At 54.6% G+C, this 25,348-nt stretch carries 22 protein-coding genes; 8 read left to right on the top strand and 14 right to left on the bottom strand.

Features of this window, described 5'->3' with window-relative positions; genetic code table 11:
• Position 1: 1 nt before the first annotated feature.
• Together FFR93_RS06145 and FFR93_RS06140 are read left to right on the top strand one after the other, a co-directional pair.
• On the top strand, positions 2-625 hold the full coding sequence (locus FFR93_RS06145; RefSeq protein ID WP_138392496.1) for an SAM-dependent DNA methyltransferase: 624 nt from the start codon (positions 2-4) through the stop codon (positions 623-625).
• A gap of 102 nt (positions 626-727) precedes the next feature.
• Positions 728-1,318 carry a hypothetical protein gene (locus tag FFR93_RS06140; RefSeq protein ID WP_138392495.1) on the top strand — a complete coding sequence of 197 codons (591 nt, stop codon included), beginning with the start codon at positions 728-730 and terminating at the stop codon, positions 1,316-1,318.
• Here the strand turns inward: FFR93_RS06140 and FFR93_RS06135 are convergent.
• The 3 genes from FFR93_RS06135 to FFR93_RS06125 all read right to left on the bottom strand — a co-directional run bounded on the left by FFR93_RS06135 (position 1,306) and on the right by FFR93_RS06125 (position 3,222).
• Positions 1,306-1,893, bottom strand: coding sequence for a hypothetical protein (locus FFR93_RS06135; protein WP_138392494.1), 588 nt, complete (start codon positions 1,891-1,893; stop codon positions 1,306-1,308). The genes FFR93_RS06140 and FFR93_RS06135 overlap by 13 nt on opposite strands.
• Positions 1,894-2,023: 130 nt before the next feature.
• Positions 2,024-2,512, bottom strand: a complete 489-nt coding sequence (locus FFR93_RS06130; protein WP_138392493.1) for a macro domain-containing protein — start codon at positions 2,510-2,512, stop codon at positions 2,024-2,026.
• A 26-nt stretch (positions 2,513-2,538) separates the two neighbouring features.
• Positions 2,539-3,222 (bottom strand): hypothetical protein, encoded by a 684-nt coding sequence (locus tag FFR93_RS06125; RefSeq protein WP_138392492.1) that lies wholly within the window; start codon positions 3,220-3,222, stop codon positions 2,539-2,541.
• 159 nt (positions 3,223-3,381) lie between these two features.
• Here FFR93_RS06125 and FFR93_RS06120 point away from each other — a divergent pair, with 159 nt between their 5' ends.
• The gene (locus tag FFR93_RS06120) at positions 3,382-3,942 is read left to right on the top strand and encodes a hypothetical protein (RefSeq protein WP_138392491.1); all 561 of its coding nucleotides are present in this window, start codon (positions 3,382-3,384) and stop codon (positions 3,940-3,942) included.
• 30 nt (positions 3,943-3,972) lie between these two features.
• Here FFR93_RS06120 and FFR93_RS06115 read toward each other — a convergent pair whose 3' ends face one another.
• The gene (locus FFR93_RS06115) at positions 3,973-4,491 is read right to left on the bottom strand and encodes a hypothetical protein (protein WP_138392490.1); all 519 of its coding nucleotides are present in this window, start codon (positions 4,489-4,491) and stop codon (positions 3,973-3,975) included.
• 39 nt (positions 4,492-4,530) lie between these two features.
• Positions 4,531-5,343, bottom strand: a complete 813-nt coding sequence (locus FFR93_RS06110) for a hypothetical protein (protein ID WP_138392489.1) — start codon at positions 5,341-5,343, stop codon at positions 4,531-4,533.
• A 165-nt stretch (positions 5,344-5,508) separates the two neighbouring features.
• Here FFR93_RS06110 and FFR93_RS06105 point away from each other — a divergent pair, with 165 nt between their 5' ends.
• Positions 5,509-6,348 carry a hypothetical protein gene (locus FFR93_RS06105; protein ID WP_138392488.1) on the top strand — a complete coding sequence of 280 codons (840 nt, stop codon included), beginning with the start codon at positions 5,509-5,511 and terminating at the stop codon, positions 6,346-6,348.
• A gap of 18 nt (positions 6,349-6,366) precedes the next feature.
• Here the strand turns inward: FFR93_RS06105 and FFR93_RS06100 are convergent, their stop codons facing one another.
• On the bottom strand, positions 6,367-10,668 hold the full coding sequence (locus tag FFR93_RS06100; protein ID WP_138392487.1) for a hypothetical protein: 4,302 nt from the start codon (positions 10,666-10,668) through the stop codon (positions 6,367-6,369).
• A 151-nt stretch (positions 10,669-10,819) separates the two neighbouring features.
• Between FFR93_RS06100 and FFR93_RS06095 the strand changes: the two genes are divergently transcribed.
• The 3 genes from FFR93_RS06095 (at position 10,820) to FFR93_RS06085 (ending at position 12,642) form a co-directional block, all read left to right on the top strand.
• A complete protein-coding gene (locus FFR93_RS06095) occupies positions 10,820-11,656 on the top strand; it encodes a hypothetical protein (RefSeq protein WP_138392486.1) in 837 nt (278 codons plus the stop codon).
• 62 nt (positions 11,657-11,718) lie between these two features.
• Complete coding sequence (locus FFR93_RS06090) at positions 11,719-12,399, top strand: hypothetical protein (protein ID WP_138392485.1); 681 nt, start codon at positions 11,719-11,721, stop codon at positions 12,397-12,399.
• A gap of 60 nt (positions 12,400-12,459) precedes the next feature.
• Positions 12,460-12,642 (top strand): hypothetical protein, encoded by a 183-nt coding sequence (locus tag FFR93_RS06085; protein WP_138392484.1) that lies wholly within the window; start codon positions 12,460-12,462, stop codon positions 12,640-12,642.
• 72 nt (positions 12,643-12,714) lie between these two features.
• Here FFR93_RS06085 and FFR93_RS06080 read toward each other — a convergent pair whose 3' ends face one another.
• The 5 genes from FFR93_RS06080 to FFR93_RS06060 form a co-directional block, all read right to left on the bottom strand.
• Complete coding sequence (locus tag FFR93_RS06080) at positions 12,715-13,116, bottom strand: hypothetical protein (protein WP_138392483.1); 402 nt, start codon at positions 13,114-13,116, stop codon at positions 12,715-12,717.
• Between the two features lie 38 nt (positions 13,117-13,154).
• Positions 13,155-14,933, bottom strand: coding sequence for a single-stranded-DNA-specific exonuclease RecJ (gene recJ / locus FFR93_RS06075; protein WP_138392482.1), 1,779 nt, complete (start codon positions 14,931-14,933; stop codon positions 13,155-13,157).
• Positions 14,934-14,983: 50 nt separating this feature from the next.
• Positions 14,984-15,334: a ProQ/FinO family protein gene (locus tag FFR93_RS06070; RefSeq protein ID WP_171049114.1), complete on the bottom strand. Its 351-nt coding sequence runs from the start codon at positions 15,332-15,334 to the stop codon at positions 14,984-14,986.
• The gene (locus FFR93_RS06065; RefSeq protein WP_138392480.1) at positions 15,331-17,190 is read right to left on the bottom strand and encodes an ATP-dependent helicase; all 1,860 of its coding nucleotides are present in this window, start codon (positions 17,188-17,190) and stop codon (positions 15,331-15,333) included. Before FFR93_RS06065 ends, FFR93_RS06070 begins: the two co-directional genes overlap by 4 nt.
• A gap of 73 nt (positions 17,191-17,263) precedes the next feature.
• Positions 17,264-17,641 (bottom strand): hypothetical protein, encoded by a 378-nt coding sequence (locus FFR93_RS06060; protein WP_138392479.1) that lies wholly within the window; start codon positions 17,639-17,641, stop codon positions 17,264-17,266.
• A 126-nt stretch (positions 17,642-17,767) separates the two neighbouring features.
• On the opposite strand from FFR93_RS06060, the gene FFR93_RS06055 reads away from it, so the two are divergent.
• Positions 17,768-18,388 carry a hypothetical protein gene (locus FFR93_RS06055; protein WP_138392478.1) on the top strand — a complete coding sequence of 207 codons (621 nt, stop codon included), beginning with the start codon at positions 17,768-17,770 and terminating at the stop codon, positions 18,386-18,388.
• Positions 18,389-18,446: 58 nt separating this feature from the next.
• Here FFR93_RS06055 and FFR93_RS06050 read toward each other — a convergent pair whose 3' ends face one another.
• The 3 genes from FFR93_RS06050 to FFR93_RS06040 all read right to left on the bottom strand — a co-directional run bounded on the left by FFR93_RS06050 (position 18,447) and on the right by FFR93_RS06040 (position 25,278).
• Entirely contained in the window at positions 18,447-21,332 is a 2,886-nt protein-coding gene (locus FFR93_RS06050) for an ATP-binding protein (protein ID WP_205910729.1), read from the bottom strand.
• Positions 21,333-21,572: 240 nt separating this feature from the next.
• Positions 21,573-24,383: an AAA family ATPase gene (locus FFR93_RS06045; protein WP_138392476.1), complete on the bottom strand. Its 2,811-nt coding sequence runs from the start codon at positions 24,381-24,383 to the stop codon at positions 21,573-21,575.
• 103 nt (positions 24,384-24,486) lie between these two features.
• Complete coding sequence (locus FFR93_RS06040; RefSeq protein ID WP_138392475.1) at positions 24,487-25,278, bottom strand: A24 family peptidase; 792 nt, start codon at positions 25,276-25,278, stop codon at positions 24,487-24,489.
• Positions 25,279-25,348 lie beyond the last annotated feature (70 nt).

Raw genomic sequence — 25,348 nt, 5'->3', positions numbered from 1 at the left:
AATGGCGGCAGGAATTGGCGCATCGATGGCGGGTGGAAAACGTGGTTCCGGAGGAGATCGGCCACGTCAAAAAGACGATTGGTATCCCACGCCTCCCCTGGTAACGCAGGCCTTGATGGATAACATTTCCTTCGATGGGCCTATTAGCGAGCCTTGCTGCGGCGACGGCTCTCTTGCCCGGGTGATCGAGCACTATGGTCACCATGTTATCGGTACCGATCTCGTAGATCGTGGATATGGCCTCGGTCATGGACCGGCTTACGACATTCTTCGCGCCAAGTCGTTGGTCGCGCCGAACATTATCACCAATCCGCCTTTCAATATTTCCGCGAAGATTATCGATCATCTGATGCAATTTCGCCCGAAGAAGATGGCTCTTCTCCTGAAGGCTACCTACTGGCATGCCAAAAACCGGAAGAAGTTATACGATAAATACCCGCCATCCCAAATTCTAGCTCTGACCTGGAGGCCGGATTTCCTTCATCAGAAGCGACCGACGATGGAAGTATGCTGGTTTATCTGGGACCGAGATCACGTGGGTGGGACAATTTACACCCCGGTTTCAAAGCCGTTACATGAAATCGAAATTCCTGTTCCTACGTTTGTCCAAAGCAAGGCCGCGTGATTTTTCTGCTTCGATGAGCGGTGAATTTCTTCGCAGTTCTGTTGACAGAGCATTCAGATCGCCAGACCATGGTCGAAGAAATCCTTATTTGGAGTGCGTGGCATGGAAGACGGAAAGCAACTCGTATTGGTCCTCAATGGCCCTCCGCGCGCCGGTAAAAATACGGGTATCGCTGCTCTGGAAGCGGCTTTTCCGGATGCCGAAGTGTTTGAGTTCTTCCGTCCAGTGAAGGAACTGCTGCACCGCGAACGTGGTCTGGATGTGCGTCACGATCACTTTGAAGAGGTCAAGGATGAGCCCTGCCCGGAATTCGACGGCAAGGCTCCACGCTACGCCTACATCGACCGTGGTGACGCGCTGGAGGCCGAGCGCGGCCCGACGGCGTTGACGGACTTCTATTTTGCCGCCCTGGGCGACTGCAAGGCTCCGATCCTCATCACCACATGTGGCAAGGATTCTGAAGCGCTCCAGCTCGCCAGCATGTTTGGCACGGAGAACACGCTATTTCTACGCATCCATATGGATGGCAAGGACTTCTCCCAGGACTCTCGCAGCTGGGTTGTGTCCTCGACGTTGAACATCCGCGACGTTACGAACGTCAAGGACGAGGCTCATCGCTATCAGGCGGAGATTGTCGATGTGGCGCGGGAGTATATTGCTACGCGCGCGCTTCAGGTGGATTACGCCGCCTGAAGCGTCGGTTCGACGTCGCACTGAACCATCAGCTTGACCTCTCCAAGGGTCAAGCCCTGGTTCCTGAATACGTTGTAGGCAGCCTCCAGGCAGGCAATCTGCAAGTCCAGCTCGTAACGTTGGACGAACTTGTGTGGCAGGAGGATTTCTTTCCTGTTGGCCGAGTGATAGTTCTCGACCATCCATTTGTAGAGGGGAGTTCTACGCGGCGGCCAGGACAGCCATGCGCGTCCGATGGTGCCGTGAATACCGATCTGGTGATCTTCCTTATTTACAACAAAAAGAACCTTTGGGTTCTCAGCCATCCACCGTTCACCTGCATCGTTGGCGACCTTGATCGCCTTGCGCCAGAGTGCTTCGATGTAGTGTTCCTCGGTCGAGGTGAGACCTGCACGCTCTCTGGCTCGCCGTTCGTAGGCCTCTTCGATCTTTTGAGCTGCTTCGTCGAAAGTGAGACCGCTATATTTGCGTCGGTCCAGCCTCTTCAAAACTTCATATTGCCAATCTTCGGCGCGTAGGCGACCCGGCTCCAGAAGGCCAACATTGTAATTTTTGCCTCTGCTGCCCCAACCCATATTGGATACTCCGTCAAGAAACTGAAGAGAACACATTCATGTGTCGTCTCTAGTTATGCAACGAAGGTCTCATTGTCAACAGTTTGGGGCAGCCCTGTGTCACAAATTGCCACAGGGCGTAGCGGGAGAGTTAATTTCTCGTTGGCAGGGGTTCGATATGATAAACTATTGGTTTTACGTGCGTACATGCCTTTTCGATGATTTCCGAAATGACATTCCAGTCGCCACCGCCGAGGCTCGCACCTATGAGTGGCATGGCAATACGGTCAAATCCATTCCGGTTCACCGAGAAAGGAATACCGTCTTGTGCAGCCAGGTTGATCGTCTCCATGGCGAGGCGGATGGCGTCGTAGCTCACATACTGTTTGCCATCCCGCCCGTAGTGTTCCTGGGTAATTGCATTGGCAATCGATAGATTTCCTTCACTCGCCCAGATGATCGAGCCAAGAATCAGTTTCGAAGATCGTGCGGTTTCCATATAGGCATCGTAGGCAAAAGGATGCCTTTCACGAACGGCCCCTGCAAAACCACTGGCGAATTTACCCTGGGCGTTACACCCATGGATGATCACCGTTTCGGTTCCTTCGAATAGATTTCCTTTTCTGTACTCGATCTTCATCGTTCAAAGCCTCAATGCGTTCCTGATCAATCAGCGATCAGGATTATTTTGTTACTTTCATTGGACTTTGTCACCTCATTTGCGGCCTCCAGCAGATCAGAAATTGTTGCCGACTTCTTGTTGATCTTGAACATCCGGGGACCGAAGATTTCGATGACTTTGCCGTGTTCCTTGAGGAGATTGATGATCTCGACAATTCCCATCGGCCGCACCTGTTTACCGGCTCGGTTGGCATCCGTTAGCACCGCTGCGGCGGCCCCATAGGCACCCGTCACTGGGAAGTAGGTTGATCGCGCCGGAGCGGAATTCGATCTCAGCTTCGGCTCTTTCTTTGTTTTCTTCCTGGGCTTGATGACCGAAGCCAGGTACTCGTCAGCGACGACCAGAATGATTTTGCCATCCTCGATCTGTATCTTCGTTGCCGTCTGCGGCAGGATCATTTCCTTCAGGCCGAGCGTGGTTGTCGCCGCCTCGAACGCATGCCTCGGATTTCCTTTTCCCGTCTTTGCTGGGAATTTAATCGGACCCTTGTCGTCCTGCTGGATGACAATTCGCCCGTCGCAACAACGTGCTGAAATCCTGACACCTTCCTGGAAGCCAGCTTCCTTCGCAACACTGTCAGGAATTGACACTCTACCATACCAACGGTTCCCGTCGCTGCGCGCTGTAATAGCCAAGGAACCCTGGTCCGCCACGCCTTTATCAGCCATGGGAACACCTCAATGAAAATCTGCCTCTAAGTTAAGTGAGCAATGAAAAATAATAATGCGCAAGGAGTTCTGCGATAAATTGCACCGGGCTTGTCACGTTTGGTTTGACCCAATCAATGGCGCGGATGACAATAATTTAGGTTCTTTGAGGTTTGAGAGATGAAGCAAGAAGTTCACAATCTTATACAAGCAGTTCGTGACCTGAACCTCGAACTGACCGGCGAGCCGAGCCCAAATTGTGTACGGATCACGGATAACCGTAATGTTTTTGCTTCGAAACTTGAAGTATTGCAGAGGGCTTTGGAGGTCGCTGACAAGGCTGACGCGCTCAGCAGTGATGTTTCGGTGCCACACCCTTCAAATAATCCGGATAAATTGAAATTGGCGCTCGACGGGCTGATGCGGCTTTATCAGCTCAAGGGTGGAAATCTGCAGGAAGCGTCTGATCTCATCCAGGAGGCGCTTGGCCTGACAAATGAGAAACAGAGCAATGAGGCAACCTATGAAACGTTGCCAAACTTCGCTGCAAGCCGGATCAAGCGCAAACGGAGCAGGAAATATCGTTTGAGCCTTGTCCCGGACAAACATCAGACGGTGACATTCAATTCACTACGCAAGATGCATTTCGAGGTGCTCGATTCCCAGGCTCTTCTCGGTCACACCGTACGGCATCTTCGCCCAGAATACACCGAGGCTGACGCGACTTTGAAGCTGAAGTGAGTTGTCAGGGCGGTCAGTTTCTGAAAGCCTTCAGAAAAGATTGTAGACGAAGCGGGCAACGGCCAAGAGGCTATTGCTTTGCCAAACGGCGTATCCAGCTGCGATCATCATGGCCCACATCAGGAGCGCCACGGCGAAGACGATCAGCCCCTTCGAGCGGAACCTGTAGCGCCGTGCCTTTGGCGACGCGCGGCGCTGGCCTACTTTTGGTTCCGGTTCCGGCCACGACAAAGCTTGGTCAACGCCAGGATTGATCCTGAACGTCGGCGGGTCCTTGTCGACGTCCACCTCCGTCAACCGCTGAGGAGGCAGCGCGCTTGACGGTTGATGGACAGCCGGAAAGGAGAAGACCAGTGGCGCAGCTTCTGGCGACAGGCTGGAGGCAACAGGCGTGTCGCTGAGAGGCTGAACCTGGTCAAGGGGGACAATGGCTTCTGGACGTTGCTGTTGGCTTTCCTGACGCTTTCTGGCCAGCAGCAATGTCTCGATCTCCATGTCGACTGCTTCGATCTCGTCGTCGGAGAAGAACAGATTTTTCGACAGAGTCATGCCTTTCTCCATCCCGAGTTCGTTGTTGTCGATAGTGGTTCAGCCTGCAGCAGCTACCTGGACGCGCTCTTCGACGATCTGCAGCGGTCCGAGGGCCTCTGCAGCATTGTTCAGCCATGTCATCAGCTTCTTCTTATGGACGCGCGCAGCGACCTGATCGAGACCGGCACGTTCGACGACTTCGTCCAGACGTTCGATGATCTGGATCGGGTTGAGCTTCATGGCGCGGCCGAACTCGTTCAGACGGCTTGCGCAGTATGGAATTTCGATCAGCTGCACGGAGCCGTTGGCCGCGCGCTTCTTCAGCTCGACGAACGAGGGGTTGAGTTCGTACGGCTTGAAGCCTGCACCGTCGGATGTCTGGTTCAGGATGACGAAATATTCTGCGGCATTGCCGAGAGCACGGTGAGCGGTATCGACTGCGTCGACTGCCGACTTGAGGGCCTGGTCATCTGGCGAGGCGCAGGCAACGAAGCGGAAGTCGATGTTGTCTTCAGCGGCCATCTCGCCGATTTCGCAATAGCTGAACCAGTTGAAAAGCGCGGTTGTCATGTTCGCGCCGAGGTCGGTCAGGCTGTCGCTGTTCTGCCAGCCGTTATAGACCTTGTTGAAGTGGGTTTCAGACGCAAACCGGTCTTCGATGATGGTCTCGATGTTTTGCGTGGCATCGACGGAAATGACGTTCGTGCCAGCTGGCAGCATGGACGATAGCTTCTTTTCATTGTCGATTTCGATGATCGTCAGAGGATACTGGGCCTTCGCATATAGAAGGCTGACGAGCAAGGAAATCATGGTCTTGCCGACGCCGCCCTTATTGGAGCCGATGATCGTGCAGGTTTTCTTTGCGGGCATGGTTTCTCCTTGACGGACACTTGGCTTATCAGATGTTGTCAACGACATTTGCACCACAAAGGAATTCCGTCAAGGAGAAATCGGCGCTGAACAAAGGAATTATTTCGAGAATTCCTTGATGATGATCCCTTGCCTCCTTTACGATTTCCTTAATGGAGAGCGAAGATGCCAACAGTTGATTTTGCGACGACACAGATTTTTATCGACGGACAACTCCTTGATGTGAGCTTCGAGTTCGGTCACGACGAGGTTAAGCAAGTTGTTCAAAAATATCGGGGCTACTTCAACAAGCAGAAAAAGGCCTGGAGGCTTGATGCTGGTAAAGCTAAGGTCGATCCGTCTGTCATCGCGGGAGAGATCAGACAGGCGCTGTGGGATTCCGCGCCTGAGCAATGGAAGCCGCTGGTCGAAAAATTCGAGACATTCAGCTGCGCAACGCGCCGCTACGACGTCAAGTTCGGCGTTGGCGGCGTACGCCTCATCTTTCCGGCGGGCCATGCCTGTCATTATCAGCTCAAGAAACTCGTCGGACGAGACACCAAGCTCGACACCTGGCTGCTTCCGGCCAAGACGCTGAAGCTCAACGCCATCATTCCGATGATCAAGCGTGCGGACAAGGAAGATAAGGAGATTGTTCTCGATACTTTGGAGCCGTACGAAGGCCGCAGTATCCGTGGAACGCTGCTGATGAAACCTGAAGAAGCCGTTGCGCACAATGTCCAGCCCGGCAAGATCGTCTTCGCTGATTTCAACTTCGTTCGTCAGGTCGAGCCGCATGCTGAAGACAAGAAACTGCATTACTGGCCTTTCCGGGTTGCCGAGGTTCAAATGCAGCCGAGGCCCGACGATCTGGACGAGGTCGATCTCCAGGTTCGTTTCCAGTATCTCGATGCCGAGCATGCCTGTGCGGCAATCCGGAAATATATGGCCCTGCCCATCGAAGACCGGCCGTGGCCTCTCGATATCACGCGAGCCAACGCGAAATGGAAGTCCAAGGCAGGGTGAGCGAGGTCCCCGTGGCAATTACCACGGGGCATCCTCGTCTTCCTCATTTTCGAACAATGTGTCCAGAATGTTCACGACATCAGTTGCGTCGGCGTTGCTCATCGCCAGGTATCGGTCCCAGCGATTGTAGTCGTTCTCGTCCATGGCCACTTCATCGGAGCCTTGAACGATGCTGTCGACCAAACCCATTTCGTCGGTTTTGGCCCCGTATCCCATCTCTTTCCAGAAAGTGTCAGTGGTGATCTTCGTCGCCATTTCACTGAAGTTGATCCGGTACTCTCCGGAATCTTCCTTGTCGGAACGTTTTACACCGGTCGCCAACAGGACAGGTAGCGGTCGCTCGACACGCGGGATCAACAGGTGGGCCAGATGCTCGGGTTGTTGTGTAGCAAGCGCCTTCAGTGCAACCTCGTCCGACCGCTTGATTTCATTCAGCCGACGCTCTTCAAGGGTCCCGAGTTCGAGTTCGATCTTGTCAGGGGTACGACCCTTCGCCATGGTCTGACCCTTGGACTGGCTTATCTTCCGGACATTCTTGATCCTTAGGCCGAGCACATTCCGCATTTCGTTGCGCAACGCAGCTTCCGCATCCGGCAGATCGCCGCGAACGAAGGCATAACGCTCCGCATTGCTCTGGTCCTGGAACTTGAGTGCGACCATGCCCCATGCCAGTCGCGGATCGATATCGCCCGTGACGCTGTTGAGCCCTTCCGATTTCATGTGTTTGCGAACGCTATCGGGATTGCCGAAATGGTCTGAGGCAACATTAGCAGTCAATTCTGCCTCGATGATGCCGTTTCCGCGCCGCATGGCTTCGAAGATGGCGGGCTCGCCCCTGCCCCGCCGCAGGAGGTCCTGAAGCGTCAGCATGTCATCGACGATGACTTCTTCGGGAATTACCGATGACAAGCTGAACCAGATCGGCGGCTCACCCTCACGGTAGACCGGTCGCAGACGGCCGAGGAACTGCAGCAGTTCTTCCTCTCGGTACTGGCGCTGGATCATACGGGCCCATTCACCGTCGTACTTCGGGACCTGGATCACGAGATCATGGCCGCTGCGCATCTTGACGATCTGATCCCTGGAGGGAACCAAGAGGTCACCGCCTTCGTCATTCTTGCCGGTCCCATACTTGTCGAACGGAATTTCCGGAACAGGATCATCGTAGGTCAGCGCCGCCACGAGACCGTCGACAACGCGGGTTGGCAGCTCCATGCGCCCAACGGACACGGCGGCATTGTGGTATTTGGCAAAGTCGAGACCACGCATAGCGCCGAAATGGCACCAGTCGATGTTGGACGGACCGGACCATTCCTTGTTGATGACCTTTCGCACCAGGATCGAGCCACCTGCAACGACACGACCCCAGCCATACATGGCGGACGTCAGCGAGAGAACGCGGCGCAGGTTGTTCAAGAGCTGGGCCGACTGAAGCTTTTCCCTCGCGCTGGATGAAGGCTTGGCCACGACAGAAGCGTTCGAATAGGTGCGGTCGACGATTGCCACGGTTCTCGTGTTGATCGCTGCCGGGATATCATGAACGACGACCTCTTTTCCGCACCAGATTTTTTCAATCATCTTTGGTGCAGCGGATGCGTCGAGCAGAAGCAATGGACGGTCAACCCAGTTAGGTTCCGTTCGCCAGGATATACGGACCTGATGGTTGATCTCTCCATCCTCCATCTCGTCGGTCACGTATTGTATGCGCATTTCCCTATCGCCAATGGCTTTCGGCTGGTAGTTTGCCTGGTTCAGCTCGATGGCGTTCATGTCGATTAGACGGTCGCTCATTCGTTCTTGGACGATTTTCCAGAAGTGATATTCTTCGCGCACGAACTTGCCAGTTGGCTGATTGCAGATTTCCTCCAAAAGTTCTCGGGTGATCTTTGGTGTAATATTATTGTCTTTTTTCAAGGAAGCGCCGCATGATCGCAAAGCGCCTTCGACCCATCCGACGATTTTGTAGACGTCTGAGCCTTCCGCTTTTTCCTTGATCTCAAGAAGAGCCTCAACCGGGCATGCGCGTTGCAAGAGTGCAGGTTGAACAACTGCAATGGCTTCCTGGCGAGCTGCAACGAAATCTTCAGCCTGAACACCTGCTTCCTTCTCTGACTTCAGCAGTTTCGGCGATTTTCGGACGTAATTGAAGGTATCGAGTGGGAAAACCGTTGTATGCAAGAAAAGGTGGTGAATGCGCTCGTCAGCGACAACTGCGCGAACGTTTTGTAATTCTTCCGGAATATTGAGCGCGAGGAAGGCATGTGGCATGAAGACAACATGGGCCTTGGCGATGAGCGCTCTTTGTTCGATGGCGGGACAAGTTGTCTTGCACGACTTATCACCATCGAAATCGTGATAAAACTCGCATCTTTCTGTCTTCATCAATGGTTTGTTTGTTCGACTGTCCAATTCGCCTGTCGGGACTTCGGCTTCACAAAAGCCGCTAGTGCCTAAGCCTGCAGCCATGGCCAGTTCGACCATGTCCTTCATCTTGCAGCCCGCGCGAACCTTCCCCTGATAGATCATGGTTTCGATTCCGGCTTTCTTGGCATCGCGGCGCAGTTCCGCGAGCTTTTCCGGAAGATCGTCTTCATGAATGAGGTTCATGTTCTTCGCCTCGGCCCGCAGCTCGTGATCGCTTAGCGTCGGGTCAAGGTTCAGGATTTTTGCGCGATGACGAAGCTCGTCGATGTTGGCGTAAGTCGGCATCAGGACAAGGATCGGAGCCCGGCCCATATCGACAAGGTCGCCCTTATCATCGCGACCCATGTAATTTTCTTTGGTACGCGGGTCCTCTGCGATAAATGAGATACCGCGCGACGTTTTACCAGCACCGGTCGGAGCTTTCAGAATATGGATACGCGTCGTGCAACGGTTCTGATCGTAAACTTCGTCCCAGAAATACGAAAAAGCCTTCAAAAGACCTTCCGAGACGGACTTCGCAATGCGAGCACGGTTTTCCTCGATTTCCCGCTCTTTGAAGTTGGCCGCGATCTGTTCGTCGGTCAGTGGAACGACGCTCATACGAAGAGGCCGACGAATGTTGGGCTTAGCCGGGTCGAAGCCATCTGCCGTCGGATCGACGAAGGGCGGAAGGAATGCAAGATTGTCCGTTCCAGGCTTGCGAGGCTGCGCAGGGAGATACATGGCCTGGAGTTGTTGCTGGAACGTGCCGTCTGCGTTCTTCTTCGGGACGAAGGCCTGCACCTCGCCGCGCGCCAGCTTTTCGGCGACGCGACGAACCTTGTCTCTCGCGGTATGACTGAGCTGACGTTTCCATTTCCCGTCGACGACAGCGGTTGCCTCGAACTGGTCGACGACATGTTTCGCCAGCGTATTCAGCCCCTGCTGATTGATTGCCTTCATCGTCGCGTCGAGCACCACGCTCGGGTTCGCGGTGACAATACGGTAAGCGAGTCGTGTCAGGTAAGCTTCACGGCCGTCTGCGACCTTCCCCTCGTCATCCTCGGTCCAGTCGATGGAACCGCCCGCTGAACGGACGCTCGGGACGTTCACCTTTGCTTCCGGATCGTATTCCCAGGTCGTGATCGTGTCGTCACGGAAGCTCGCGCGCTTGAACTGGCGCAGGCTGTCCACGGCATCCATGAAGTCGGCGACCTGCTTGGCGGTGACCAGCGGAGCCTTTTCCGGTCCGAGCGTCTGCGGTGTACCATGCAGCCATTGGAAGTAGTTACCGGTTTTCCAGTGCTTTCCATAGAAAGTCATCGGCTTGCCGGTGGAGATGATTTCAACGCCCTGGTCGGTATTGCTAGGGTTCTCATCGTTGATGATGGGCGCGAATTTCGGCGACCGGCTCTCGATCACCTCGTCGTCCGCGTGGCGATACACAAGCGCGATCTTCGGGAAGCTACCAACACGCTGGAGAGGTGTGTGGCCTAGAATGCTGTTCGCAAGCTCTCTGATTTGAAAGCTGAGGGTCAATTCGACGACGTCGATGTCGATAACGAATGTGTTTCCGGAAGCCTTACCGAAAACGACAGCAACGTTCAGATGGCCGCACTGCGCCATCCAGAGGTCGAGTGCTTCCTTTTTCGGTAATTGGGTCGCAAGCTTATGCTCTTCCGCCCAGCGGATCATTTTCCGGTTGACGCGACCGGGTTGACGACGTTCGTTCAATTCCTGTGGAAAGATACTCCAGCCGGATGCCACCATGTCCTTGGCGACCGCAGAGAAAACCGCTTCCTGCGGCTTGTTCATATGCTCGATGATGACGGAACCGGTGTCCGAAGCTGTCAGGTCGACTTCATTGTCGCCAAACAGATCGGCAAGTTCATCAAAACCGGATACGCGCTCCACCAAGGAATTCTCCATAAAATTACCCAGCGGTTTTCCTATGCCCGCTTAAGATTGTCAATCGATTATAAGGAATTCTTCTTGCAATCAACTCCTTTCCGAGGCCTTATGTTGGCACTTGGAACACGGAAGCGATCACTTCCAAAATGGTATCTGGATGAGCGACAGAAAGGAATGGCATTCTTGCCCGCCCAGTCTCGACGTGGGGCTTTGGGACAAGATTCCATCGGATCGTAAACAGGATTTTTTTGAGTTGGCAGCACGACAATTGCGGTCGGGTTTCCACCCGAATACCACCGCGCGCAAATACCTTCTCGATCTAGGTATTATCAAGCCAGCCGTCGTCAACAAACCACCAGCAGATTTCTTCAAACGGTCGCGGGCGGCGGCCTCGGCCCATGCTGCAAAGCCGACGCCTGCGCCTGGGCAATCCCGTCCCTCGCCCCCGGCGGCTCCTGTTGCGGCGAAGCCTGATGCGCCGAAATCATCTGGTTTCAAGAAGAGCTTCAAGCCCCAGGCTGCAGTTCAAGATGACATTGAAGACGACAATGATGACTTCGTCTTCGTGGATGAGGCAGCGCCATCAGTGTCGAATTTCAACGATTTCCCGGATTTCGATGACGGCAATGATATTGACCACACACCCACGCGACCCTTCGGATTGAAATCCATCCCTGCTGTTGGAAACGTGCCAAAAGGCAAGATCGGTCACGCTATTCACCGGCTGCTTGGACTCTCAGGAGAGCCCGGCAAAAAGGCGGCAGAGGCTGAAGCCAGCGTGTTGTCTGCAATTGCTGCCGATCCCACCTATGCGGCCATGGAACCTTCACAGCTCGGAAACCTTGGATGTTCCGTTCCCGAATATGTCCTGTCTTCGATTGAGGATTTGATCCTCGAAGAAGTTCAGGCCGTAACCAGGGATATCAAGGCTCGCAAGGAAAACTCTGATCCCACCGTTCTTGATTGGCTGCCGCCCGATGAATGGGGAGCATGAATGGTTGACAAAATTCCTAACTGAAGAAATCCTTGTTGAAGCCTATTTCAGGAAATTCCATCATGAACAAGAAATCCTTTTACGCGATCTTGACGGCTGGCCTCATCTCGTCTGTCCTGTCGGGCTGCGGTACTCTCGACAGTCTCGTTCCCCCGCAGTCAATCGGTAATGGTGCACAGCTGGAAGGTCCGGTGGATGCCGGTCCAGGTTGGCAACCGTACAATAATGGAGCCGCTGCTCCGACGAATATGCCGGTGCCCTCGTCTCCTGATCCGAACTGGCGTTCGGCTGCCTCGACCAACGTTGTTCGCGCGGAGCCTCTGGAACCCGTCACCCGCGCTGTTCCGGTTGATCCGAGCCTTTCGGACACAGGTTCCGTCCGTGACCGGATCGACAACCTGAAGAATAATGAAAGCAGCTGGGGAACCTACTCCGGCGGCGGCGCTGTTTCGGGCAACCGGGCCTATTCCTCTCGTCCTGACCGCCAGGCTCCGAAGTCCAATATCTATTCTCCATGGGCAGACCGAGTCGTCGGTGCTGCTGAGAAGGCTGCGTTTAATCGGATGGTCATGGAAGCCACGCGTACAGGCGGTTCACGCCTGATACTGCGTGACGGTCGTTATCTGTCGGCTGATCGTCTGGAAACCACTACCCCTGGAGGTTGTCTAACCGTTGTGGTGAATGCTTCCAGCAGCGAGACGACACCACCGTTTTCGACAGGCGAAGTCACAGTCTGTAACTGAATTCCTTGAGCGGCCTCCATCAGGGGGCCGCTTGTTTTCGCGCTTCTTAAGGAAAACAAGATGGCACACCAAGGCAATCTATCCAATGACCCACTGAAGAGCATTGTTCCCCCGGAGCTTACAAAGGAGTTCCTGGAGTGGGCACGCGACGGCGGATACGACGAGTCCTATTTTAATCGATGGGATTCCAAATCACGTGCCCTCGAAGAGCTATTCATGTCGGAGTTGGCTGAATATCAATGATCCGCCGTCGCGACTAATTTCAGAGTTTTCAGTTCGTGCCATGAAGCTGACATCGAGACACATATCACAGCTTTAAGTGTTAAACTTTTGCGTGTTGGCCGGTCGATCAACCGCATCAGCCAGCTGTTTGCCGAACGCTTTCCCGTCTTCGATTTCGATATCGAGGTTTTCAAGTATGTCCATCGCCCGGCTTGCACCAATTACGACGCGGTCGTTAAGATACCGAGGCGGGATTGGCTGTATCAGGTGGCTTTCAGCTGCAGCCTGGAGGATTGCTGGAAGCGTGTGGCATACCCGCCCGACCGCGCTATCGCAGAACAGTAAAACGCCTTGAAAGCGCGTGGGAATATGACTTTCCACTGCTTCCAAGGCTCGATCAAGTCGTTCATGACCAACGGGTAAATCGCGACCGGGTTGTCCGAGTCTCCAACTGGAAATCAGGAAGTTCGCGAATTCGTAGTAGATTTTAGACATCACCTATCTCTGACACAACCCAGCATGATCGTACCCGTTCAAGCAGCTTCTCCATGTTCTGCCGTCAAAGCGCCCCATCCTTGAATCATGGCGTCTTCGATCTTGAGCTGTGCGATCTGCTGGGTTCCCCAGGTATTGACCTGTGCGGTGCCGATAATGTCGACGAACTTGTTTTTCGACGCGATCAGAGCTTTGCCGAGTTCTGTTTCCTCGCCAAAGAACAGGATCGCTTCGGCATTGCCTGCTTCTCCAGTCAGGAAAATTTTGACGTGGCCGTTACTCAGCAGCTTTGTGCCCGAGATGAAGCCTCCGTAGAGAACGACCTTTGGCTTTGGGTTGCCCATACCGAATGGCTGCATCCTATCCATGGACTTCACCAGATTGACCGAGAGCTTGCCGACTGGAAGGGCGAGATCAACGCGTACCGGCGGAGCCTTTGTGCCTTCTGCCGCCTTGTTCATAAACGCGCGAAATTCCTCGACGTTCTCTTCGGCAATAGTGACCCCGGCCGCCATGTGATGGCCACCACCCTTGATCAGCAGGCCCATCTCCTTGGCTTCGATGACAGCGGCACCAATCTTGAAGTTTTCGTGGGTGCGTGCCGAGCCTGACAGATTGTCACCGTGGCGGCCCATGACGATGGCGGGCTTGCCGGTGGCTTCTTTGATGCGACCGGCGACGATGCCGACGATGCCCGGATGCCAGTCATTGTCGTAGACAACGATCACCGGGTCGTCCTTGTAGACCGTTGTCGCCAGGGTGATTGCCTTCTCTTTCGCGAGTTCCGTCATCGCCTTGCGTTCGGCGTTGATTTCAACCAGATCGCGTGCGATTTCCATTGCCCGGTCCGGGTCATCGGTCGACAGAAGGAAGGTTCCGGTTCGGGTGTCGCCGATGCGACCCGCTGCATTGATGCAGGGACCATATACGAAACCGCAATTGTGCTCGTTGAATTCCGCAGGAGTGTTGTCTTTCCTGGAGCGGTTCAGCTCGGACAGCGCCTTGATGCCAGGGATAGAGGCCATTCTGGGCAGTCCCAGCGTGACATAGGCTCGGTTGAGGCCGACGAGCGGCATTAGGTCGGCAACGGTGCCAAGTGCAACGATGCCGAGCCATTCACGAAGATCGACTTCCTTGCGATCCTCGGTGAAGAAACCCCGGCTGCGCATTTCCCGTTGAACACCGACCAAGAAAAGGAAGACGAGACCGACAGTGCAAAGGTAGCCGAATTCGCGGCGTTCTTCCCGCCGCTGATTTGGATTTACGAGGATACCCTTCGGATCACGGCTGTCCTGTTCGTGGTGATCGATTGTCACGATCTCCATTCCAAGTTCAGCGGCGAGGTCCAGGCTATCGTGCGCGGTCGTGCCGGTGTCGAGGAACATTAGCAATTCGACGCCTTCCTGTTCTTTCAGAAGGCGCACGGCGTTGACGTTCGGCCCATAGCCTTCGGTCATGCGATCCGGGATGTAAAACACGCTGTCGCCGCCCATGCGACCGATCCAGCGAAACAGAAGAGAGGTGGATGTTGCACCATCGACGTCATAGTCACCGAAGATGCCGATTTTCTTTCCAGCCTGGATGGCGTCGCAGAAAGCCTTTACGGCATCTTCCATGCCGACCAGTTTGTTAGGGTCAGGCATAGCCTTGAAGGACGGGTTGAAAAACGTCTCCGGTTCAAAGCCTCTGGATACGACGACGCCGCAGATTTCGGGTGAAATATCCTCATAACCCTGCGTTTTTATCGGTGTGAATTCAGACCATTCCTTCTTGCCGATAGACAAGGAGTTAACGTATTCGACAGCGCCGTTGCTCATGGAGTTTTCCTTACAATTTCTTGAATTGTAAGTTCCAAGAATTCCTTATGTCAACGTTTTGGTGCTTTTCTTGACCGTCTGGCATCGAGAATTTTCCTCGCTTCCGAAGCGTGGTTATCTGACACCTTACCTAGCGGTTCGCCATTAAGACTCATGCGTTCGCTGCGCCGGGTGACGGACTTCAGATAAGCGGTCGAATTCGTCCAGATGGAAAGAAATAGCCTTATCTGGGTGGTCGAAGCGTCGACAGTCCCCTCTTTCACGATATCTTTCAGAATTCCGACTTTCAGCGGCGGGCGCGTGCCCCGCATCGGAAACAATGCAGGATACGCAATCGCCAGTTCGCGCCGGATACGCTTGTAGAGCTTGAATTTGACCGAAGGGCGCAGCGACTTGCTCAATCTCGTTCCTCCGGTGGGATCAAGGAGCGTCGACCATCGGCAAGAATGTATGTCTTCACGGGGCCTGAACTGACCGGCGTGCTCTTCTGCGAACCTGCGACCGGTTGGGCTCTTCCTTGTGATACCGGCTGTGGTTTTGCGGCCGTATTCCAGTCGTCACCGATGAACTTGAATGCGCCATTCGGAGCTTTACTGACTTCAGCGAGGAAGGGGCTTGGTGTTTGCGCCCGGCCGAAACGAGTTCTGGCCGTCGAGAGGTCGACCGCGCCCTTTGTTCTCGTGATGGCCACGTAGAACAGTCTGCGCTCCTCTTCGATATCCTCGGCGCGATGGTGAGGCATCATGGATGCTTCGCAACCGATTACAAAGACCTGTCGCCATTCGAGGCCCTTGGACGAGTGAATAGTAGTCACTGAGATGCCAGCGTTCTCTGCAGTTGCACGGGCCGACATTTCGACGACATGCGCCTTGAACGCTTCAGCTGTCTCATATTCCTTCATGATGTCGGCGAGCGCGTAGCATGTGTCGATCCAGGTAGCCTGACGTTCCGAGGCAAGACCCTGTATGGGATTGTCTCCGATCACCCGCGCAACCGCCATCGCAGTCTCGATAGGGCTTGACCCCTTCATCGTTTCGACCAGGTCACGCGCGCCCTTGAAGCGCCCGGCTTTCGACGGATCACCTCGTTCTATGGCGACGAGCAGGTCTGTCATGGCCTGTACCTCTGGCAACTCCCAGAAACTTGCAGTTCCGGAAAGCGCGAACGGCACATTGTGCTTTTCCATTGCCTGCTGAAGTTGGGCGGTAACGCTTGCCGTCCTGAAAAGAACGCCGATTTCGCGCGGGTTAGCGCCTTCATCCATCATACGTTTCAGGACGCGGGCAAGCCATTCGGCTTCTTCCCTGTCGGTGGCGAACGAGCGTACCCGAACGATATTGTTTTGCTTGTGCTGGCGTCCTGGCTTCAGGTTTTTGGCCACCCTGACCTTGTTGTTCGCAATGATCGTATTGGCTGTCGCGATAACGGCCGGGTCGCAGCGGTAATTCGTCATCAAGAAATACTGCTTCGCGTTGGGGAAATATTTTCTGAAATTGACGGTGTATTCGACCTTACCGCCTCTCCAGCCATAGATAGCCTGGTCATCATCCGCGACTGCCCATAGATTGCTGCCGACGCTGGTTACGGCGAACAGAAACTGGACCTGAGTGCGGTTGACGTCCTGGAATTCGTCGACCAGGAAATGCGGCATGCGTTCCCTGATGAAGGATTTCACCTTTTCACTTTTCTCGATGATCTCTGTCGCGCGCACAAGAAGGTCGGAAAAATCGAGATGGCCGAGCCTTTCCAAAGCTTCCTCGTAGTGGGCGTAATGTGCCGCCGCCTTGCGCAGTACGGAATTCGCTTTTCGAGTCGCTTCCGCATCAGCTTCGTCCGGCGTGACGAGAGAATCCTTCCATCTTCCGATGATGTCGGAAAGATCGCCGTCATCCTGATCCCAGTCGATGCCGAGCTTGATGAAAAGGGAACGCTGGTCAGAAGGGTCCAAAACTTTGAAGTTCTTCGACAGTCGCGCCTCGACGTTGAAGCGTTTCAGAAGTCTCAGGCACAAGGCGTGGAATGTGCCGATCCATGCCCTTGATGACGCTCGCTCGCCCAGACGCTTGCGAATTTCTTCAACCGAGTCCTTGGTGAATGAAATTGCGACAATGCCGTCTGGATCAACACCCGTTGAACATAGGAAAGCGTGTCGCGCAATAAGAGTGCTGGTTTTACCAGTCCCTGGTCCGGCGAGAACAATCGCATGGCCACCCTTATGGGTGGCGGCGGCGACTTGATCGCTGTTGAGACGTGCCATGGGCTTTTCCGAAATGCATGTAATTAAAAGGCTGGAGTGATCCCATGCGCCTGTCAACAAAGTTTCGAGACAATCAAAGGGCGGAGATCGATTTTATTTTATTGGCGAGCCCGGCAATTCGTTCCAGAGCGATGCGCGTTCCGAATGGAGCCTTTGGGTCGATCATGGTGATGTCGGCGATCTGCTGAACGAGGTCTGCCTGCTTTTGAATTTGTTCGTTGCGTTTCCAAAGGTCCGAAAGCTCGGAGAGGATTGCGATTGTCGGCATCAGCTCTGCTGGTTCCCGTAACTGCGCCACCTGATTCATCAATATGTTGACATTTTGCTGCGCATCAGGTTCTTTATTCGCGAGGTCTTCATTCAGCGCGGCAATCAACCCGGAGATGAAGTCTGGCGGTGCTTTCTGGACAGTGAAGAGGAGTTTTATGGCGAGAGTTTCAAAAGGGTTCATTGCCGTAGGTCCGGTGTCACTGCAGGAATTGTGACGCAGGCTTTTCAATAAGGCAAAGCTTTCGGCCAATGAGTTTGTCGTTCGCGACAGTCGGGATAGAATTGCACTATCAGCCAGGAGATCATCATGTCAGCTCTTTCTCGTTTTCTAAGTCAGCAGAACGCCCTGGGTCGTGCTGCATTGGTTGCGATTTGCCTCGCCGCCCCTGCTGTCCACGCTGAGGACGGTATCCAGCTTAAAGCCACCGTCTACAGCGACGAGGGACCCATTGTTCAGACCTTTTCGGACGCAGAGCTGAAAAATCGCATTGTCGATGTCACGAAGAACGTTGATCGCAATTTGAAGGCTATGGGTGATTTCCTGAGTAGTCTGCAGACCATCGGCGAGAAGAACATCTCCGCCGAGGCCAAGCTCCTGGAGTTGCGTAAAGTCAGCCAAGCGACCGTCAATATTCTGAATGAGGGTCGAAATTTCCGGTACGACTTCAGCAATCTGCAGGCAATGCCACAGGAACGGACGATCCGAGACATTGATCTGCTGACGGCTCGGTCAAACCGCCTGAACGAGTTTGTGAAGAACATGGAAATGACACTGAAGGAGTTCGACGTCGCCCTTGAACAGCATAATTACGCTGGCATCGACAAGGCATACTTCAAGGTCGCGAGGGCCTATGACGAAGAGCAGGCAATTGAACGTCAGATGCGCGATAGTGGTTTCATTCCCCAGGAGGCGGCTAACGGTCTGTGATCAGTCAGTACGCAGTTTAAAAGCCCGCACCGATCATGTCAGCGCGGGCTTTTTTCATTTAGCGGTCTCGATATCTCGGTCCAGCGATTTCCTTAACCAGTTGCTCGATAATGCCCTGTTCGGCCTTGGCCGTCTCCTTAAAGGCTCCTTTTTCGAGCGCGATACGAACTCTGCGTTCGATCTCCTCCTTCGCCGACCCACCCGGATAGCGCTTGCCGAGTTCAAGTCGCGTCTCCTTAGGGCCAATGATGTCATAAAGGCGAGTACGGAGTGCGACGTCTTCGGCCGTTGTCGAGAACGCCCACAATTCTACCGGACCGAGGGTATTGTAGAGCAAATGCTCGTGCCGACCTTCCTTCAGGGTCAGCACGGCCATGACGGGAGCGCCTGCTTTACCAGGTGCGCCGAGGTTGTTCCGGATGATGTGGTGAGCCGTTGGGGACAGGCCGAACGTCTTCTGTGCTTGATGTGATGCGCGTTCGCTGACGCCCATGATCCAGACCCCGGTGGCCATATCGACCATGGACTCGTCGAAGTCTTCAAGACGTTGACTTGCGAGGCAGATATGCACACCGAACTTTCGGCCTTCGCGCATGTCGGTCATCACCTGATCGCGTACGGACGAAGCCTTCGACGTGCGGTGGAATTCGTCGTATACGATGCGCTTTGGCATTTCTCGAAGGCGACGAATGCGTGGCTCGTGCCAGGCGTGGTATTCCTGCGGGATGAACTTCAGGACGTCACGTCCGATGTAATAGTCCTTTGCCAGGACGAAACGCGCGAGCATGTACATCAAGGCAGTCTGCTTGTTGGCTGTATCGCCGCCGCTCGGCGCGACGTCCATAAGGTCGAGGGCAACGATCTTGGTATCACCGATATCGAATGCGGTCGGCTGCTGGAAAATCGGGTATTCGCGGATAGCCGATGCAATTAGGCGAGAAGCCGCGTTCGCCAAGGTTTCGCCTGTTTCCGTGTTCGCGGTGGCGTGAACGCTCATGACGTTCGGGTCACGCAGGATTTTCATCAGGTTGTCGAGGCGGGGCACGGCGTAACGCTGCGCTACGATGGCATGGTGCCGGTCTTCATGAATGAAGAGTTCGTCGACGACTTCCCACCATTGCGTGTTGCCCGGCTTGACCTCGATGTTGTGCTTCTTGAGTGCTCGGTCGACGGCGATGTTGACGCCGGGGTTATAGATGTTCGGGGAACCTTTGCCCGAGTTGTCGTCGAGCATGAGGTATGCAGTATCGACCACGGCACCCATCATATTGGCTAGACCGGAGGGCGGCTCATGTCCCGGGTCAGTCGTTAGCAGGGTGAGGAAGTTCACAAGGAATGCGCGCTGGTTCGGGTCCGGATGGCGGGCACCGAGCTGAGTGTCGAACGGATTGATGGCGAAGTCTGCCGACATCTTCATTCGATGGTAGGCCACCTCCTTGCGTCTTCCCGGAGGTAGGGCTTCCTGCAATAGCGAGATCAGACCTTCGGAGGATGGCCCGATGTCGATGATCGAAATTCTCGGCAGCTGAACACCGCCGGTGCCGCTTGTTGCCAATGCACTGAGGGCGACGCCGAGATTGACGGTTGAAAGCCAGACCGACTTACCGCAGCCTGGAGGTGCGGATACAAGGTCGTTGAAGGTTGTCTGCAAGGACGATCCAGGGGAGTATGGCCAGAGGCGTCCATCGGCCGTTCGGAACATGACCGCGCCGCTTTCCCACGGTGACGCGTCGCGGTTCCATGGAAGCATGGCGACAACATCCGAAATCGGGACAGCGCCAGCCGGAGCAGTTGATGCGCAGTCGAGCCCAAGAGCGCTGGAGAAGGTACCGGCGACCGGATCGCCAACCAGCGAGGTAACGTTACAATAACCCCACCCTTCGACCGCGTTCTGAAGCTTGGAAGCGCGCTCTTCGATCAGCTTTAGGTCGCCGTCGAAACCGGCCGGAGACCAGGTCGCGAACGACATGCGCATGCGAGCAACCGTGGTGCCATTGCTTGTCCTTGCTTCCTGCAAACCCTTGATCGCTTCGTGGATCATGCGGTTGTCGCCGTTGGTGAACTGGAAAATCGACGCGAGGATTCGCTTGATATTCATAGACTTCAGTCCGCCTCCCTCGATGAGGTAGGAGACGCGCCATGGGCACTCGCCAAGGTCCATCATGCGCTGAAGCAGGAATGCAAAGGAGGAGGTTTCCTGAGGACCGACCGTCATGTCCATGGACGCAAAATACTGCGACCCGAGTTTCACGATGCGAGGAGAAACGACTTCTGCTTCCCGGTCGAAAATCTGCTCATCAATGCGCGGCCACATCAGATGGGACATGTCGTAGTCGCCGATTTCCGGGGCCCTGGGCTTCAGTGGGTCCCCCGGCAAATGCGGTCTCCAGTTCGATCCCATGAGGTCAGGATAGACGCTCATCTTGATGGCCTTCACAGCATCATGTGTGTCCAGGCGTTTGAAGCGGATATCGATACTCTTGAGGTCGGTCTCGACGCCTTGGACGAAAGCCTGATGGCGGGCCAAGAGCGCCGAGCCGATGGTGAACGGATTTTGTGCGTCGGCTAGCGTAGGGATCGTTTTCGGGGTTTTCGTCTGCCGCTTGGCGATTTCCCGCTCTTTCTTTGTCAGGATCGACATGCGTGTCCAGAGCACAATGTAAAATCCTTCCCAAACCACCCAGTTCGGCAATGTGCGCTGTTTTTCATCGAACAGATCGTCCAGATCGAGAGATAGTTTCTTGGCCACTCCGCGTGGGCTGGCCATCATTTCCCTGATCATTTCCGGAGCCAGGTCAGGATTTCTTGCGAACCACACCTGCAGGGCTCGGCCCTCCTCGGCGAGGTACGGCGACATCTGGATCGTCATCTTTTCGATGATTTCCTTCAACTCATCGTCGCCGACGACTTTCTTGACGCCATCAATTCGTAGAATTGACGCCATGGAACCGTCCTTCGCGACGAGGACGTGTTCTCTGTCTACCGTTTCCAGGAAGCTGAAAGAAGAAAGGTGTTTTTTCGTTCCAACCCCTGCAGCTTGCATGATGCTGGAGAAAATTCCCGGAATCGACATTCGTAAATCCTTTTACTGCGCACTTCCTTCAATGGTCAGGTAGAGCGATTTTCGGGTCAAGGATTACTTGAATAAATTGCCCTGAAAGGAATTCTCTCAGGGCAATTTATATTACATCTTCATGGCTGCCGGTTCTTCTTCGGGAGTCTCGACCGCTGGCTTGGGGGCAGGACGAGCAGGAGATGTCGGTCGAGCTGGAGGCCTCGGGACCGGTGGACCCGGTGGTCTTGTTGGTGCGGTTCTCACCGGCGCAGGCGTCGTCACGTTATCCTCAACCCGCATCGCATTTGACTGCGCTAGCGGGTTAACGATAGCGGTCGCCTGTCCTGTGGGCCTCGGCATGGGCGGCCTTGGAGGAGCCTGACGAACGGGTGGGGCCGGTGGCTTCGAGATATTGATCGCTGGCCGGGGCGGTGCTCTTCCAGGCGTTGTTGCAGGTGTTGTCGTCGGCTGTGGGGTAGCCGTGCGTACTGGCGCTTTTCCTGCAGGAGCCTGCTGAATCGGCTGCCTGGGTTGAACCCGAGGTTCCTCGCTGATGGCTTCGAGTTTCATCGGAGCCAATGGGCGCAGATCGACTTTAGAGGTCAGCATCTGTTTCGACGGCTTCAGACCCAGGGAGGCGAACGCCTTCTTGAGTTGTTCCGGTAGACGAGTGCTTCGCATCGACGGCGTAATGTTCTGCATGTGTCCGATGAACGCCTTTTCCTCTCCAATCAGGAAAAGGTTGTTCTTTGTTCGCGTCCACATCGTATAGAGCAGCGTTCGGCTGTACATCTTCGCGTGCGCTGAGGATAGCGGCAGGATCACGCATGCGTACTGGCTACCCTGCGATTTGTGGCCGGTGATCGCATAGGCCGTATGCAGGTATTTAGCTTCCGCAACTGAGAATGAGACGAGTTTGCCGCTGTCGAATTCGACAAGCACCGAACCCTTGACGATGTTGCCGTTCGCGTCTTTGCCGTCGAGGGTCGCCTTGCGGATGATGCCGACGTCTCCGTTTGCCACCTTCTTTTGCGAGTTGTTCTTGGTCAGGATAACCCGATCACCGATACGTGGTGCGGGACCATTTTCGCCCCGCGCTGTGCGTTCGTGCGCTTCCATAAAGGGGATTGGCTGGCCCTTTGGATTCATTTCAGTCTGCATTGCCCGATTGATTTCGTGGGTTCCGCCAGCGTGATCGCGCATGGGAGCCAGGATTGCGACGTCCTTCAACGGGTCGAAACGTCTGTCGGCCTTTATCTTTCGAACTGTCTCGATGACTTTCTGGACGATGGCATCTTTTCTTGTTTCGTAAAACGCCAGTCCACCACGGATGTTGTCGTCCAGTCTGCCGATATCGAATGTCCCGTTTTTCAGTTCCACCGCACCGGTTGCGACTTCGGAATCTGCTTGCGAGCGATAGACGTTGATAAGCTCGGCACAGGGAATGCGGACGCCTCCCTCGCCGACCGTCGTGATCAGGTCGCTGAAAATTTGACCGGGGCTGACACTTGGAATCTGGAATCGGTCGCCGACGAGGATGATTTTCGTGTCGTCGGTAATCGCGTCAAGCAGAGCGGCAAAGACACGGGTGTCCAGCATCGAAGCTTCGTCGATGACGATAACAGACTGCTTGTCGAATGGGTTGCTTTTGTTCTTTTTGAAAGCGCTGCCGTCCTCATCCCCGATAGCCTCCAGCGCAGAGTGAACGGTCTGCACGTCATCGCGCCCGGTCGTTTCACTCAGTCGTACCGCCGCCTTGCCCGTGGGAGCCATTGGACGGATTGGACCTTCAGCGACCTGTGAAACGATCTTGACGATAGCTTCTGTCACGGTTGATTTACCGGTGCCGGGGCCACCAGTCAGGATGGATATCGGTTCTCGTGCGCATAGCCTGACGGCCGCCTTCTGAATGTCATCGAAGCGGGCGAATTTCGGTTCCTGCAGGACACGCTCAGTGACGGCATCGATATGCGAGAAATCGAGGTTCTCATTGCGCTTCAACAGGGTTGCCAGGCGCTTGGCGATCAACATCTCGAAGCGAGCCATCTGGGCGGACTGGATAAGCGCCTTTCCGCTTGATGACGCGATGACAACCCCGGTCTGATCGGCGCTCTTGCCGCTTTTGGAGAAGCCGACAATCTGTTCAAGCGTGATATTCCGCTCATCCTTCAGCTTATCGAGGATGCTGGTTGTCACATAGGTGTGGCCGTCGTTCTCGACGTGTGCGATGCAGTCTAGAAGACCGGCAGCAATGCGATTATGGTCAGCGGGAGAAATCTTGAGATGGCGTCCGATCTTGTCGACTTCTAGAAAGTTCACGCCCTTGATCTTGATGAGCCCGTACGGGTTCGTCTCGATTTCATGCATCGAAGCGTCGCGGTGATATTTTATGATCGCATTCGAGGTTTCTTCCGAAACGGCAGCAGCCTTCAGAAAGCGGATCGGCCTTCTTGCGGCAACGCGCTTTGTCCAAGCACGCAAGATAGCGTTCCTGGCAACGTCTTTCTTCTTCGACATTTCCAGAAGGATTTCAGGCTTGTCCTCCGCCCTCAGGGCTGACTCATCGCCATATTTCTCGACGAAAGCCTTGATAGACGCCGTATCAATTCCGAATTCTTCGGGGTTCTCAGGGTTGAACGTAGTCCTGAAAAGCTCGATTGCGCCTCTTTTCGAGGTGGGCAGGTCAGGCCTCAGTTTGAAGAATTTGAAAAACTCATCGCCTTTTTTTGCTCTTGGGCCGGTTTCAGGGACGAACGAGCCCTCGAACGAGAACCACTCGTTCTCCTGCGCAAGCATCGGGAAATTACCCTTCACAACCGCAGGCGTCAGACCACTGACACCTTCGTAGAGAACTTGAGCAATGCGCCAGTTCTCTGGGTTCTCTTTCTTGTAGAGAAACGCAGTTACACAAGCCCGAATGTTTTCAACTGTTCTCGCCATCGTTCAGGGGGAACCCATATGCATCAATCCGCGCATGTCCGCGCAGTCAGTATCCGATAGTCCATTCTAGGTCCGGGTTGCGCAAGGAACACCTGCGGCAGGCTCAAAACTGAGGGACTTGGCCGTAAATCAGGCCGATGAATTGGTGAAATGGCATAACGGCGATAATCGCAGCCGAAAAGGCCGGGCCACAAGGCGCTCCATCTTCACGGGTTTTGCGGAGCCCACCAGCATGCAGAGCGTAGAAGACACAGAAGGCGAACAAATAGATAGGCGTCGCGAAGATACCGAACCAGGCACCTATTAGGGCACCCATGGCGGCATCTCCACCATTTCCCCCTTCCCTGCCCTTCCAGGCCTGAAGGACCCACATCGACATGTGAAGCATGAACCAGCCAAAGGCTGCTCCTGCCACTTTCAACTCCATGCTGGCCTCGAATGGTGACATCAGCAGTCCAAGGAAAAGCAAGGGGGTCGTCAACTCATCAGGAATGATGTTGATCGACAGGTCTATCGCTGAGATGACGACAAGACTCCAGATCAGGCCTAGCACCAGGATGGTGGTCTGGATGTCCGGGAAAAAGGCCCATGCAAAGGCAACGCTGACAGCGCCCAGAAGCGCCTCTGTGAACGGGTATCTCACTGGAACCGGATGATGGCAGTGCCTGCATCGCCCCTTTGTCAGTACCCATCCCAAGATCGGAATGAGGTCGACAGCGCGAAGCGTTTCCTTGCAGTTTTCGCAGTGCGATCTCGGTGCAGAAATAGTTTTGAGAATTCCTGCCTCCGCAGGAATTGTCTTCAAGCGAAAATACACAAGTCCGGAGAAGCTGGCGATTGACGCTCCTGCCATAAAAACGATTATGGCAAGAAGCATGATCGAAATCGTGTCCATGAAGGAAATCCTGTGCAAGCCTTGCACAAGGATTGTTCGATTTTAACCGGAATGGAAGGAGTTCTTTCGA

Origin of the sequence: Rhizobium sp. MHM7A (assembly GCF_005862215.1) — a bacterium.
GTDB classification, from domain to species: domain Bacteria; phylum Pseudomonadota; class Alphaproteobacteria; order Rhizobiales; family Rhizobiaceae; genus Rhizobium; species Rhizobium bangladeshense.
Note: the sequence above shows the minus strand (reverse complement) of the source record. Positions and strands in the feature narration are given on the sequence as shown.